The sequence below is a fragment of the Rhizobium sp. R339 genome (genome assembly GCF_002211395.1).
Taxonomy (GTDB): domain Bacteria; phylum Pseudomonadota; class Alphaproteobacteria; order Rhizobiales; family Rhizobiaceae; genus Rhizobium.
The window spans coordinates 624,552-638,644 of sequence record NZ_LOKV01000023.1 but is presented as its reverse complement, the minus strand read 5'-3'; the positions used below and the strand labels follow the sequence as shown (position 1 = coordinate 638,644).

Below are 14,093 nucleotides of genomic sequence, written 5' to 3'. Positions count from 1 at the left end.
CGTTCTAAGATGATCAGCCTCCCTTGACCGAACCCGCCAGCAGACCGCGCACCAGATAGCGCTGCAGTCCGAAGAAGACGAGCAGCGGCACGACGATGGTGACGAAGGCCGACGCCGTCAAAATCTCCCAATTGCCGCCGCGCGAACCGAGCAGCGCGTTGAGACTGCCGGTCAGCACGATGTGGTCCTTGTCGGTGCCGAGGAAGACCATGGCGACGAGCAGGTCGTTCCACACCCACAGGAACTGGAAGATGGCGAAGGAGGCGAGTGCCGGGAAGGACAAAGGCAAAACGATGCGGGTGAAGATCTCGAAATCGCTCGCGCCGTCGACGCGGGCGGATTCGATGATCTCCTTGGGCAGGCCGGCAATGTAGGCCCGCAGGAGAAAGATGGCGAGCGGCATGCCGAAGGCGGTATGGGCAAGCCAGATGCCGGGATAGGTTTTCGACGGCTGGCCGAGCATGTTGCCGACTTCGTTATAGAGGCGCAGCAGCGGGATCAGCGACATCTGCAGCGGCACGACAATGAGGCCGACGACGAGCGCGATCAACAGCGCCCGGCCCGGAAACTCCATCCAGCTCAGGGCATAGGCGGCGAAAGCGGCAATCAGGATCGGAATGATCGTTGCCGGGATCGTCACCGTCAGCGAATTGATGAAGGACTGGCCAATGCCTTCGCCTCTCAGCACCGTATTGTAGTTCTGCAGCGTGAATTCCGGCGGCGCGGAGACGGAGACGTAGATGCGCCGCGGCCGCTCGTCAGGCGAAAAGGCCGCGTTCTTCATGTAACGATAGCTGCCGTCGCTATTGATCTGCAGCGTTTCGCCGTCGCCGAGATCGGCGGTCGTGCCGGCATCGAAAGCCGCCGGCTGCTGCACGCGGTTGCCGAAGGCCTTTACCGAACGGCCGGTCTGTCCTTCCAGCACGTTGCCAGAAATGACGTAGTTGGCACCTTCCTGCTGTTGCTGGTCGGGCGTGCCCAGGCGCACGGCGACGGTCTGCGTCGAGCCGACGAAGGACGTCCACCAGCCGGACACGACGATCTGGTCCTTGTCGCGCAACGCGCTGACGAAGATGCCGAGCGTCGGGATCAGCCAGATGATGACGATCAGAAGGACGGCAAGGTGAACGAAGAGGCGGGCGGGGCCGATCTTGAAGTAGCTTCCAACAGCAGTCATCTCAATGGCCCTTCAGTTCGCGATTGGCACGGCGCACGTTCCAGACCATGATCGGCGTGACGGCGAGCATGATGATGATGGCGATGACGGCGCTTCGGCCGGAATCGCCGCCGCCGCGGAACATCCAGTCGAACATCAGGTTCGCCAGCACCATCGTCTGCCATTGGCCGTTGGTCATGGTCAGCACGATATCGAAGACCTTGAGGACGAGGATGGTGATCGTCGTCCAGACGACGGCGATGGTGCCCCAGACCTGCGGCACCATGATGCGCCAGAAGATCTGCCAGCCATTGGCGCCGTCGATGACGGCGGCCTCGATCGTCTCCTCGGGAATGCCGCGCAGGGCGGCCGACAGGATGACCATGGCGAACCCGGTCTGGATCCAGATCAGGATGACCATCAGGAAGAAATTGTTCCAGAAGGGAACCGAGATCCACACCTCTGGCGTCCCGCCGAACAACTGGACGATGGCGTTCAGCAGGCCGATCTGGACATCGTTGCCGCCGCGATATTCATAGATGAATTTCCAGATGACCGAGGCGCCGACGAAGGAGATCGCCATCGGCATGAAGACGATGCTTTTGGCGATATTGCCCCACCAGATTCGGTCGGTCATCACGGCGATGACGAGGCCGAAGAAGGTGCAGGCGGCCGGTACGACGGCGAGCCAGAGGATGTTGTTGAAGATCGACTGACGGAATTCGCGGTCGCTGATTGCCCATTTGTAGTTGGCGAGGCCGACGAACTGAAGACCGGCGCGATCGTAGAAGGACAGGATGAAGGTCGCGACGACGGGATAGACGAGATAGACGAAGAGCAGGAAGAGCGCCGGGCCGAGAAACAGCCACGGCCGGATGACTGCACGGCGATTGAGATTGCGCGATGCGGCGAAAATGTCGCCGTCCTTCACCGGCAGGGCCAGGTCCAGAATCTTGTTCGAAAAATAGAAATAGGCCGAGCACGCGAAAACGGCGACGACCACGACGCCCAAAGCGGACACTATCTGCAACAGCATTACGTCCCTCCCCTGCTTCCCCTGATCTTATTCCGACCGGTTTTTTATTCTGACGGGTCAGCGCCGGTCATCGTCAATATGCCTGCCCCACTTGACCACAGTATCCTCTGATGGCCGGACTCTTTTGAATCCGGCCACTCATGCAGACCATGCCGCCGGCAAGCCGGCGGCATAACTCCGGAAGATTACTTGATGCCGTCCCATGCGCTCTGGATTTCGCCAGCCGCCTCTTCCGCGGACTTGCCGCCGACGAAATCGACCATGCCCGTCCAGAAGGCGCCGGCGCCGATCTTGCCCGGCATCAGGTCGGAACCGTCGAAGCGGAAGGTGGTGGCGGAGGTGAGGATCTCGCCTTCCTTCTTCATCTGCGGATTGGCGTAAGCCTCGGTGCTGACACCCTTGTAAGGCGTCAGGAAGCTCGACTGCGCCATCCAGACCTCATGCGCGATCGGCGTCTTCAGGAAGTCGATGAAGGCGCGGGCGGCCTTCGAGTCCTTGGCGATCGACACGAGCGTACCGGCGCCGAGAACCGGCTTGCCGAGTTCGGGATGCGACGCATAGGTCGGCATGTAGAAGAAGTCGGCATCCTGGCCGAGCTTCGTGCCCTCCGGGAAGAAGGACGGGATGAACGAGGCCTGGTGGTGCATGTAGCACTTCGGCGGAACGGCGAAGAGGCCCTTCGGGCTGTCGCGGAAGTCGGTCGAGGCCACAGCAGCGACACCGCCGTCGACGTATTTCTCGTTCTTGGCGAACTTGCCGAATTCGTCGATCGCGGCAACGACGGCCGGATCGGTGAATTTCAGCTCGTTCGTCGTCCATTTGTCGTAGGCTTCCGGCGGCTGCATGCGCAGCATGATGTCTTCGACCCAGTCGGTCGCCGGCCAGCCGGTGGCGCCGCCGGAACCGAGGCCGATGCACCAGGGAACCCCGCCGTCCTTGACGATCTGATCGGTCAGGGCGTGCAGCTCTTCCATGGTCGTCGGGATCTTGTAGCCGGCTTCCTCGAAGTTCTCCGGCACGTACCAGACGAGCGACTTCACGTCGGCCTTGTAGGGGAAGGCGTAGAAGGCTTGGTTGCCGTCCTTGCCCTTGTAGGTGCCGTAACCGACCCAGCTGTCGCCGGCGCCGTAATTATCCTTGATCCACTTGGAATTGTCGTCGCCGAGCGGCGTCAGGAAGCCCTTGCTGGCGAGATCGGCAAGGAGGCCCGGCTGCGGCAGAATGGCGATGTTCGGCGGCGAGCCCGCCTGCGTGTCGATGACGATCTGCTGTTCGTAGTTTTCAGACGAAGAGTACTTGGCTTCGATGCCGGTCGCTTCGGTGAAATAGGCGAGAACGCTCATGAAGAACGCCTCGTCCTCGCCGCGCCACGGCCCGAAGATCGTCAGCGGCTGGCCCTTCAGATCGGCATGGGCAGCCTTGAATTCGTCATAGCTCTTCCAGTTGAACTTGGCATCCTGCCCCGGCGCAAACTTCAGATCGGCCGCGGACGCAGCACCGGCAAAAAGCGCCGCAACGGCAACGCCCATCAAAAACGTCTTTTTCATGTGATCAACCTCCCATCACAATCCCAACCGCGCCAAATTCCTTCAAAGGGAAATTTCAAAGCGCTTTGACACCCAACTCATTCCACTTTCGGTGGAACAGAGTCAAGTCATTTCGCGAAAACTCGCCATACGCCTGCGGATTGCGCAGCCAAGCTGCGTCTATTGGGGAATATGGAGCGATTTTTCTTGAGTCAAGCGCGCCAAATGCTACATAATTGAAAGCGCTTTGGATGCCGCTGGGAGGCGGCCTGCCTTTTTAGACGGCGCAGAGCGGGCCGGGAGGAAGCATAGCAGGTGAATCTCAAACAGCTATCGGAATTGCTGGGGCTGTCGCAGACGACGGTGAGCCGAGCGCTCAACGGCTATCCCGAGGTCAACGAAGCGACCCGGGAGCGCGTGCTCCAAGCTGTCAAGGAAACAGGATACCGGCCGAACAAGGCGGCGCAGCGGCTTGCGACCGGCAAGGCAGGCTCGATCGGTCTCGTCATGCCGACGGCGCCCGGCCATCAGTCCGACGTGCATTTCGGCGAATTCCTGGCCGGTCTGGGCGAGGAGTCCGTCCGCCACGACTTTCATTTCGTCATCATGCCGTCCGACCCCGATGACGAGGTGGCGGCGCTGCGGCGCCTTGCGATCAGCGGCAATGTCGATGCGTTGTTCGTCGCCTATATGCGCGGCCACGATCCGCGCCTTCCTATGCTGAAATCGCTCTCCATGCCCTATGTCGTGCACGGCCGCTCTTTCGGATCCGAGCCGGACTATCCCTTCCTCGACATCGACAATGAGGGAGCGTTTTACGATGCAACGCGGTTGTTGCTGCAGCTCGGCCATACGCGCTTTGGACTGATGAACGGTCCGATGCATCTGGATTTCGCCATCCGCAGGAAGAACGGCGTCATATTGGCCCTTGCCGAACGCGGCCTGACCCTCGACGAGGACTGCATGAGCCACGCGCTGATGACCGACGAACAGGGCCTCTTGGCGATGGAGCGGTTTCTGCAACTGCCGAACCGGCCGACCGCCATCCTCTGCTCCAGCACGGTGCTGGCGCTCGGGGCGATTCGCGCGGTCAACCAGGCGGGACTGCGCCTCGGCGAGGATATCTCCCTGATCGCCCATGACGACGTGCTGCCGCTCTTGAAGCCCGAGAGCTTCTCGGTGCCGCTGACGACAACACGCTCTTCATTGCGGGCGGCGGGCGCGCGCATCGCGCAGCGGCTGATCGGCACCGTGAAACTGGCCGGGCCCTTCCCCGATCAGGAACTCTGGAAGACCGAGCTGATCGTCAGGGCCTCGACCGGCCCTGCCCCGCAGCAGCTCTAAAGCGCGTCGCGATCTTTCAGATTCGCTCCTCGCGCTTTAGCCCTTTGCTTTTACGCATGTCGTTTGCGGCAAAAGCGCTTAGCGCTTTGCCTGGCAAAACCGCCGCACACTTTTGCGCGACATGCTTTAATCAGAACTGCGGCGGTGTCTGGCCCGCGGCGCGATGGGCGGCGATGACCGTATTGGCCATCAGCATGGCGATGGTCATTGGTCCGACGCCGCCGGGGACCGGGGTAATGGTGCTCGCGACCTCGGAAACTTCGCGGAAGGCAACGTCGCCGACGAGCCGGGTCTTGCCCTCGCCCTTGTCGGGAGCCGCCACCCGATTGATGCCGACGTCGATGACCGTCGCGCCCGGCTTGACCCAATCCGCTTTGACCATCTCCGGCCGGCCGACGGCGGCGACCAGAATATCGGCGTTGCGGCAAACCTCGGCGAGGTTCTTGGTCCTGGAGTGGGCGATCGTCACCGTCGCATTGGCATTGAGCAGCAATTGCGCCATCGGCTTGCCGAACAGATTGGAGCGGCCGATGACGACGGCGTTGAGACCGGAGAGATCCTCGCCGTGGGTGCGGCGGACGAAGACCATGGCGCCGGCCGGCGTACAGGAGACCAATCCGGTCTTCAGGTCGCCGGTGGCGAGCTTGCCGGCATTGACGACGCTCAGGCCGTCGACATCCTTCTCAGGCAGGATCGACTGGATGATCGGCTCGCTGTCGAGCGGCTTCGGCAGCGGCAGCTGCACCAGGATGCCGTGGATCGACGGATCGGCGTTCAGGCTGGCGACGAGGGCTGCGAGCTCTTCCTGCCTGGTCTCGGCCGGCAGCGTGTGCTGGACGGATTTGAAGCCGCATTCCTTGGCCATGCGGCCTTTGGAGCCGACATAGGCGTGACTTGCCGGATCGTCGCCGACGATGATGACCGCAAGACCGGTGGTCACGCCGCTGCTTTTTTCCAGCGCCGACGTTGCACTCTTGACCGTCTGAATCACGGATGCAGCTACGTTCTTGCCATCGATTACTGTCGTCACGCGTCTCTCCGCCTTGTTTCGCGCCAATCTATGGATGTTCGGCGAGCGCCAATTGCCCGCTAACGCCCTATCCTGTCCGAAAGAGGCAAGGCAATATCAAACTTGCAAGGAAATGTTCGTTCAGTGCAGAGGCTGCCGCGCCTCACGCGCATGAACACGAAGCCGGTCGCGCAGGCCGGAGATTTCGGAGCGCAGCACATCCATTTCATCGGCCGGCGCGGAGTGCAGCACAGGCGCCGGCGGCAGGACGGGCGGCCGGAACACCGGCTGATCCTCCCTTGCGGAATCGACGGCTGGCCTACGGCGCCACAGCAGGAATGCCGCGCCCAGGCCGATCGCAAGGCCCGCCGCTGCACCGGCCAGCGAGCGGGCGGTCAGACCATCGGTTTGCGACACTGCGGTTGCCAGCGCCGGCTTCAGGAGAACGATGCGACCATCGGCGGCCGAGCCCGTCGCTGCGGACGTTGCCTCCTCCAGACGCGAGCGCGCGGCATTCGCCTTTTCGCGCAGCTCGGTCAGGCGTGACAAATCGACGCCCGTATCCCGGCTCTGGGCGATCAGCGTGTTGCGGCGGTCATTCAGGCTCTTGCGGGCATCGACGGCCGCCCTGGCGGCCGCGTTGGCGCCCTGGGCAAGACGGATGAGCTCCTTGCTCATATTCTCCTTCAAACCATCGGTTTCCGCCTGCTGCTGCAGCAGGCGCGGATGGCGCGGGCCAAGTTCGGCGGAAAGCTGCGCAAGCGTCGTTTTGGCCACTGCATATTTGTCGCGCCAGTCCTGCAGCGCCCGCGAAAGCATATCGGATGGCAACGACCCGGCGAGCACTTCAGCAAGCTTTGCGGCCTTCAGCCGATCGGCCTGCGCCTTGGCGGTCAGGATGTTCTGCTCAGCCTCTTTCAGATCGGCATCGAACCCGTCGATCTGACGTCGAAGGTCGATCGCCACTTTGACATTGCCTTCGCCGCTTTTTGCCGTGAAGGCGGCAAGCTCGGCCTTCGCATCGTCATAGTTCTTGCGCAGGGCGGCGTCGGTCTCCGCGTTGCCGCTTCGTCCGTCGCCGCCGGCGGCTTCGGCAAGCCTTGCGGCGATGCGCGTGGATTTGCCGCCGTCGCCGGTCGTCACCCTCACGAGGATCGTGCCGGCGGCCGCGTCGGGCAAGATCTCGACCGCGTGCTTCAGCGCCATCTCAGCCCGGGAGGCAGGATCGGCGGCAGCGCCTGTGGCCGACAGGAGATCGAGCGCCACGCCGAGCGCATTGGCGCTGGAGCCGGCAAATTCGGGATCGTGATCGAGCTTCAGGGCGGCGACCGTCGAAGAAACCGTCCGTGCCGACAGCAGCCCCTTTGCGGCAGCCTCGGTGAAGGCGGCGCGGCTTGCGGCATCCGTCTTTATCGCAAGCGTCGTCTCGGCGCGGTAGAGCGCCGGGGGAGCCGGTATCAGCGCCGGCAGCCCTGCCCCGAGGGCCGTCGCGGCGGCGACCATCACCGCCAGACCAAAGCGTCCCCCGCGGCGTTGCGGCGCTGTGGCCCGCAGTCCGGCCGGTTCTTGATCAATTGCGGCAGGCGGTTCGATCGAGATCATCGGCTCGCCGGCCGGCGCAGCGTCATGGCGCGCAGGCTCCGGGGGAAGAGAATGGCCGATGTCGTTGGCGGCCAGCAGGCGGTTGCCGAGAATGGTTTCGATGCGGTCGACCAGCGGCGCCGTGCGCGCCGCCCTTGCACGCTGCTCTTCGAGCGCGCGGCCAATGGCGCGCAGCAACTCCGCCTCGGGCGGTGCGACAGCCGGCCCAATCGATCGAGGCGATCGATAAAGATCGCCATCGGCGCGCCGGCCCGCGGCCGCGCGATCCTGGAAGCTGTTTCTCGCCCTGATATCGTACATTGCGCCACATCTCATGCACATGATGGCCGAGTTCGCTCATCCGCACGACATGCAGATGATTAAGCCACTCTAAATATTCATGGCAAAGAAATGGTTAACCGCAGCGGCAAGAAACGATAGCGGCGCCGGTCTTTTCAGGCGGAATGAACTGCAGCGCGATTGCAGGCAATCAACTCGCCTTCTTGTGATCCAGCCGCGGCTGCAGCGGTGCGCTGGTCTGCTCTTCCGGATAGCTGAGAATTCTCTCGCGCCGGCGGAAGCGGTATCGCAGCACGTGGAAGAGGAAGACCGGAATGCCGATGATGTAGCGGCGCCAGAGGCGCCCCGGCTCCTGCATCAGGCGATAGGCCCATTCCATGCGCATCATCCGCACCGTCTTCGGAGCGCGCGGAACGGCGCCGGAGACGAAGTCGAAGAGCGCGCCGACCGTCAGCACCAGGCGTGCATGATCGGCGCGGATATTGTCGTGAACCCATTTCTCCTGCAGCGGCGTTCCCATGCCGACGATCAGGATATCGAGCTTCTGGCGCTCGATCTCCTCGATGACCGGGTCGGAATTGACCTTGTCGAAGTAGCCATCGGAAACGACGACGAATTCGTGCCAGGGCGCGTGTTTACGGAAGTTTTCCGCCGCCGCCTCGACGACCGAGCGCGTGCCGCCGATGAGACCGATGCGGCGCGGAGCCTCCATGAAGGTGAGAAAGGCCGGCACGAAATCGGTGCCGTTCAGATTGGCGGGAAACGGCCCGCCATGGGCGATCTGGGACGCGATGTTGAGGCCGATGCCGTCAGGCAGAACGAGATTGTGCGACATGATCCGATAATATTCGTCGTCGCGCAGCGCCGTCAGCATATTATGGGCGTTGACGAAGCAAACCACGGTCTGGCCGACCGGAATCGAAGCCAGCTCGTTGATGAAAACGAGGGCATCATCCCAGCCGAGATCGCATACCGGCAGATCGAAAATCGTCCGCCGCGATGCGAGCACCGCGAAGTTTGCAATCAGATTCATTCCAACCTCCTGCCGAGGGTGCGTCATGCGCCCGATATCCCGGAAAACAAGCCCATACTTCCGCACCGGAGGTCTCGAAAGGACCGGTCGCGTCACGCCGGGAGGGCGTCGCCCCTGATTGAAGGAAGGCAGCGCAGACCAAGCTGTGATGCTTGGTATAACAGGACGGTTTCAAACAACCCTTAGGAAAATTCTTCGGATTTCCATGCTCGCATAAGTGGTTTATTAACCACACGCCCCAACGCAAAACGGCGCCCTCCGGCGCCGTTTTTCATGGATCATCGATGAGGTCTCAATGCGCGGCTGGTGCCGGCGCTTCCGCGGCGGGCGCGGCCTCGACGATCTTGACGGGACTGCCTACTTTCGACGGTTTGCCGGCGGCACCCTGCTTGACGTCCTCCTTGGAGAGATAGTCGAGCTGCTCAAGCATCACTTCGGCGACATACTCGCCACCGAGGCGCTCGTTCATGCCCTTCTTGATCTCCTCACGGAAGGCCTGCGGATCGAAGGATTTGACGTGGGCGATATCGACCATCTTGTTGCCGACGAGCAGGCTGAAAAGCTCGTCCGTCGTCATCTCGGTCAGCGGCAGCGTCACGCCTTTCAGCATTTCCTTGTTCATCATGAAGGAAACGCGGCCGAGGAAATAACCGGTGACCGCACCGTCGCTGATGATCGGAACCGTGATCGTCTCACCCTTGACCAGCTCGAGCGCGCTTTGCTTGGAATCCGTTGCCACGGGCGCCGGCGCGGTCGCCAGGTACACCGAAAAATAAACGGAAGCCAAGGTAATGGCGCAAACCCAGACACCGGTGAGGACGAGCTTGATCATCAGTTTCCACGCGCGGCGAATTGTTCCTGGGAATAGGTGCCGTCGGCATCGGCATCCTGAACCGCATTCTTCAGGAGGTCGGCCACGGCGCGAACCGCTTCGAGATGCGCCTCGACACGGCGGGCATTGAGAACCAGCTTCTTCTTCAGGCCGTGCAGCTGATCGAGATGGGCGGCGGCGAGCTCGGCCGGATCGGTGTCGCGGAAAAGCATCGACAGCTCATAGAGGCAACGGCTCTTGTGCGCATTGGAGACCTTGAGATCGAACTGCGGGTCGCTGCCGATCCGGGTGTTCTCATTGTCGATGATCATTTCGAGGCGTCCGAGAACGGATTTGATCCTGTATTCGTTCGAAACTATTTCCATTGTACCCTCGGTTATGCGTCGCTTGCGTTCTTGGCTTCGGCGGTCGGCGTGCCAAAGGTCTTGCGCTGGAAGTCGTCGATCATGCCGAGCGCGGTGTTGCGGTCGTCGTTATCGGTTGAAGCGTTGACGATCTTGCCTTCCTGCCGGCGCAAGAGTTCGCCGTACATCTGCTTGGCGATGCCGATGCCGTCACCCTTGGCCATGGTGTTGCCGAGCTGTTCGGCCATCATGCCCTTCCAGATGTCGCCGGTCGCGCCCTTGCCGTAGACGTCTTCGCTCTCGCTCGGCAGCATGGACTTGACGAAATTCTGCAGAACCATGGCCTCGAACTTCCGGTAGCTTTCCGGAACTTCCTCGGTCTTGGTGCGATTCTGGATGTTGGAGAGACCGCTCTTCTGGCCGATATGGTCGAGAACGTCGACCGTATTGGAAAAGCCCTTGCCATTCTCGGCGAGGCTCGTGGCGGCAAAGGCCGCGCGGTTTGCCTTCAATTTTTCCTGGGCCACCTGAACCTCCATGGGGTCGGCAGCTTTGACAACGTCCAGGACCAGATCACTGGGGGGCGAAATAGCCACGTTACAATCCTCTAAATTAAGATCGTAACGACTATGGTTTTTGAAGCTTGCTGGAGGCTGGCGTTGCGAATTGCTGATCGATCACATCGTAGACGGCATTGTCGTCGGCCTCGCGGCGCTCGACCTCCAGCGCCTCTTTCATGCCTTCTTCCAGACGATCGCCCTTGGCGCGCTCGCGGGTCAGCCGCATCTCATGGACCTGCTGCATGCCGGTCAGCTGCTGATCCTTGATGGTGAGCCTGCCGAATCGGTCGGCATAATTCTGCGAGAACGCGTGGTGGACCGGGTCCATCGAACCGAGAGCGACGATGACATCGTCCATCGCGGCATTGACCTCGACGCGCTGGCGGCTGGTTTCGGCCAGGTCGTTCTCCGCCATCCTCTCGATATGCCGCTGTACCGACAGCAGACGCTTGAGTTTCTGGGAGCGGCTCCTCTCGATCATATCAGCCTCATCGCCCGATATAGATCGAATCAAAGGCCTGGCCGAACTGGCTGACCAGCGCTGCGACCGAGACATAAAACAGGAAGAGCCCGCCCATCAACAAATAGGGCGTGGAAATGAAATAGACCGGGATCTGCGGCGCCAGCTTGTTGATGAAGCCGATCGAGACGTTGAAGATCAGGCCGTAGATCAGGAAGGGGCTCGACAGCCGCAGCATGATGTAGGTCGTCTGTTCCAAAGTGTCGGTGAAGGAGATCAACGTCGCGCGCATCTGCATCAGGCCGCCGAACGGCATGGTCGTGTAGGAATCGATCAGCGCGCGGAAGACGATGTGATGAAAATCCATGATGAAGAGAATCATTATGCCGGCAAAGGTGATGAAAGCCGAGAGGCTGGTCTCCGGCGTGTCTTCGATGATGTCGGCGGAACCCGGCTGGGTATAGCCGACCATCATGGCGATGATGGAGGCGGCAAACTGCATGCCGAGCGTGTAGATCCTCGCCAGCATGCCGTACATCACGCCGATCAGCGTCTCGCTGAAGATCAGGCCGATATAGGTCCCCGCCCCCGTGTGGATTGCCGGGTAGACCGTGTCCCAGAGCAACGGCATGACGGCGATCGAGAGAGCGCCCGCAATGAAGACGCGCAGCTGTTCGGGCACGCGCGCCGAGGAAAAACCCGGAAGAGCCAGGACACAGCCGCCGATCCGGCAGAAAACCAGAAACAGCGCGAGAACGGTCCCTTGCGGGTCTGTTATCATGAAATAGAGCCCAAAATCTTTATCTCGATGCCCTTGGCCAGCTCGACATGCGACAGGACCGGCAGCGTAGCGAACAGCCGTTCGATGATCATGCGCACATAGGAGCGTGTTTCGGGCGACGTGACAAGTGCGAATGGCAGGCCGCGATCCATGAACTCACGGATAACTTTGGTGGCCTGCTCGCTGAACTCTTCCAGGCTGCGGGGATCGATGTCGAATTCGATCACCTCGCCCTTGGCGTCGCGCTTCAGTGCCTGATGGAAAGCGAGATCCCACTTGCTGCCGAGCCTCAGCACGCGCAGCACGCCGTTGTCGGCGAGATCGCCGCAAAGCTGCTGGGCCATGCGGATACGGACGTGCTCGACGATCTGCTCGGTCTTCCTGACATGCGGGGCGAGCTCGGCCACCGCTTCGAGAATGAGATGCAGATTGCGGATCGAGACCCGTTCGGCAAGCAGCAGCTTCAGCACCGCCTGCAGGCCGGAATAAGACATGTGCGACGAGCAGATTTCGTCAGCAAGCTTCTTGTATTCGGGATCGAGGCGATCGATCAGCACCTTGACGTCCTTATAGGACAGGAGCTGCGGCAGGTTGTTGCGTATGACCTCGCTCATATGGGTCAGCACGACCGAGACGTTGTCGATCGGCTGGAAGCCTTCGCGTTTCAGATCGTCGGCGAAGTTTTCGAGGATCGAGACGGCAGGCATGCCGAAAGCGGGTTCGCGAATTTCGTCGCCCGGAATGCTCGGCCGGCGGCCGGCGCCTGTGACAACGAGAACTTCGCCGACGCGCAGCAGGTTCGATGCCACCGTCGTGCCGTGAATGCGGATCTGGTAGGACTTCTCGGCGATGCCGATGTCGTCGGTGACCTTGATCTCGGGCACCACGAAGCCGTATTGCGTGGCGAACTTCTTGCGCATCTTGCCGACACGGAAGGCGAGTTCCTGATGGGCGCCGAGCAGGCGGGTCGAAACCATCTTGCCGAGCGCGAGTTCGATCTCGGAGGTGCGCAGCACCGATTTGACCGAGTCCTTTTCCAGCTCCTTGCTCTGTACGACCTTTTTCTCCTCCTGTTCGCGGCGCAGCTTGTTTTCAGCCTCGACCTGGCGCGGGATGAACCAGGCGCCGAAGGCGAGGAGACTGCCGAGAACGACGAAGGGGACGAACGGCAGGCCCGGCATCAGGGCCAGAACGAACATCAGCACGGCCGAGACCGAGAGCGCGCGCGGATAGCCGCTCAACTGGTTGACGACCGCCTGGTCGGTGGAGCCGGTGGTGCCGCCGCGGGAGACGAGAAGGCCGGCTGCGAGCGAGACGATGAGGGCCGGCATCTGCGAGACGAGGCCGTCGCCGACAGAGAGCTTGACGAAAACATCGGCCGCTTCGCCGATCGGCATGCCGTGGCGGAAATAGCCGATGATGATGCCGCCGAAGACGTTGATGGCGGTGATGATGAGGCCGGCGACGGCATCGCCGCGCACGAACTTCGACGCACCGTCCATCGCACCAAAGAAGGAGCTTTCCTCTTCGAGCTCCCTGCGCCGGCGCTGGGCTTCCTTCTCGTCGATGATGCCGGCCGAGAGATCGGCGTCGATCGACATCTGCTTGCCAGGAATGGCATCGAGAGTGAAGCGCGCGCCGACTTCGGCGATACGCGTGGCGCCCTTGGTGATGACGATGAAGTTGATGGTGATGAGAATCAGGAAGACGATCAGACCGATGACGAAGTCGCCGGACATGACAAGGCTTGCAAAACCGGCGATGACGCCACCCGCCGCATCGTGGCCCTCGTTGCCGTGGGACAGGATGACGCGTGTCGTGGCGATGTTCAGCGCCAGCCGGGTCATCGTCGCGATCAGCAGAATGGTCGGAAAGGACGAGAAATCGAGCGGCTTCTGGATCCACAACGCGACCATCAGGATCAGCACTGAGAAGGCGATCGAGAAGGCCAGTCCCATATCGATCAGGAAGGGCGGGATCGGCAGGAAGAGAATGCAGATGATGACGATGATGCCGAGGGCAAAACCGACATCGCGCAGGCTCGGGGCGACTTTCGGAAGGGGGAGTGCGGGTGGTTGCGCCATGACGATTCCGTCTCTTCATGAGAGGAGGCGAACATGAAGTTCGCCCA

Annotated in this window: 13 protein-coding genes; 1 reads left to right on the top strand and 12 read right to left on the bottom strand. The window is 61.6% G+C overall.

Going from position 1 to position 14,093, the window contains the following annotated elements:
* Positions 1–13: 13 nt before the first annotated feature.
* The 3 genes from ATY76_RS22425 to ATY76_RS22415 all read right to left on the bottom strand — a co-directional run bounded on the left by ATY76_RS22425 (position 14) and on the right by ATY76_RS22415 (position 3,739).
* Positions 14–1,177, bottom strand: coding sequence for a carbohydrate ABC transporter permease (locus ATY76_RS22425; RefSeq protein WP_088676879.1), 1,164 nt, complete (start codon positions 1,175–1,177; stop codon positions 14–16).
* Position 1,178: 1 nt separating this feature from the next.
* Positions 1,179–2,192 (bottom strand): sugar ABC transporter permease, encoded by a 1,014-nt coding sequence (locus ATY76_RS22420; protein WP_088676878.1) that lies wholly within the window; start codon positions 2,190–2,192, stop codon positions 1,179–1,181.
* 185 nt (positions 2,193–2,377) lie between these two features.
* On the bottom strand, positions 2,378–3,739 hold the full coding sequence (locus tag ATY76_RS22415; protein ID WP_088676877.1) for an ABC transporter substrate-binding protein: 1,362 nt from the start codon (positions 3,737–3,739) through the stop codon (positions 2,378–2,380).
* A 294-nt stretch (positions 3,740–4,033) separates the two neighbouring features.
* Between ATY76_RS22415 and ATY76_RS22410 the strand changes: the two genes are divergently transcribed.
* Positions 4,034–5,062 (top strand): substrate-binding domain-containing protein, encoded by a 1,029-nt coding sequence (locus tag ATY76_RS22410; RefSeq protein ID WP_088676876.1) that lies wholly within the window; start codon positions 4,034–4,036, stop codon positions 5,060–5,062.
* Positions 5,063–5,192: 130 nt separating this feature from the next.
* Here the strand turns inward: ATY76_RS22410 and folD are convergent, their stop codons facing one another.
* The 9 genes from folD to flhA form a co-directional block, all read right to left on the bottom strand.
* Positions 5,193–6,092: a bifunctional methylenetetrahydrofolate dehydrogenase/methenyltetrahydrofolate cyclohydrolase FolD gene (folD, locus tag ATY76_RS22405; RefSeq protein ID WP_088676875.1), complete on the bottom strand. Its 900-nt coding sequence runs from the start codon at positions 6,090–6,092 to the stop codon at positions 5,193–5,195.
* 120 nt (positions 6,093–6,212) lie between these two features.
* A complete protein-coding gene (locus ATY76_RS22400) occupies positions 6,213–7,973 on the bottom strand; it encodes a succinoglycan biosynthesis protein exop (protein WP_088676874.1) in 1,761 nt (586 codons plus the stop codon).
* Between the two features lie 169 nt (positions 7,974–8,142).
* On the bottom strand, positions 8,143–8,985 hold the full coding sequence (locus ATY76_RS22395) for a WecB/TagA/CpsF family glycosyltransferase (protein ID WP_088676873.1): 843 nt from the start codon (positions 8,983–8,985) through the stop codon (positions 8,143–8,145).
* Positions 8,986–9,277: 292 nt separating this feature from the next.
* Positions 9,278–9,817: a hypothetical protein gene (locus ATY76_RS22390; RefSeq protein WP_088676872.1), complete on the bottom strand. Its 540-nt coding sequence runs from the start codon at positions 9,815–9,817 to the stop codon at positions 9,278–9,280.
* Positions 9,817–10,182 (bottom strand): hypothetical protein, encoded by a 366-nt coding sequence (locus ATY76_RS22385; protein WP_003570277.1) that lies wholly within the window; start codon positions 10,180–10,182, stop codon positions 9,817–9,819. Before ATY76_RS22385 ends, ATY76_RS22390 begins: the two co-directional genes overlap by 1 nt.
* 11 nt (positions 10,183–10,193) lie before the next feature.
* Positions 10,194–10,757, bottom strand: coding sequence for a rod-binding protein (locus ATY76_RS22380; protein ID WP_088676871.1), 564 nt, complete (start codon positions 10,755–10,757; stop codon positions 10,194–10,196).
* Positions 10,758–10,788: 31 nt separating this feature from the next.
* Positions 10,789–11,202 (bottom strand): hypothetical protein, encoded by a 414-nt coding sequence (locus tag ATY76_RS22375; RefSeq protein WP_088676870.1) that lies wholly within the window; start codon positions 11,200–11,202, stop codon positions 10,789–10,791.
* 7 nt (positions 11,203–11,209) lie between these two features.
* Positions 11,210–11,962 carry a flagellar biosynthetic protein FliR gene (gene fliR / locus ATY76_RS22370; RefSeq protein ID WP_088676869.1) on the bottom strand — a complete coding sequence of 251 codons (753 nt, stop codon included), beginning with the start codon at positions 11,960–11,962 and terminating at the stop codon, positions 11,210–11,212.
* Positions 11,959–14,046, bottom strand: a complete 2,088-nt coding sequence (gene flhA / locus ATY76_RS22365) for a flagellar biosynthesis protein FlhA (protein WP_088676868.1) — start codon at positions 14,044–14,046, stop codon at positions 11,959–11,961. The genes fliR and flhA overlap by 4 nt, the downstream gene beginning before the upstream one ends.
* Positions 14,047–14,093: the final 47 nt, after the last annotated feature.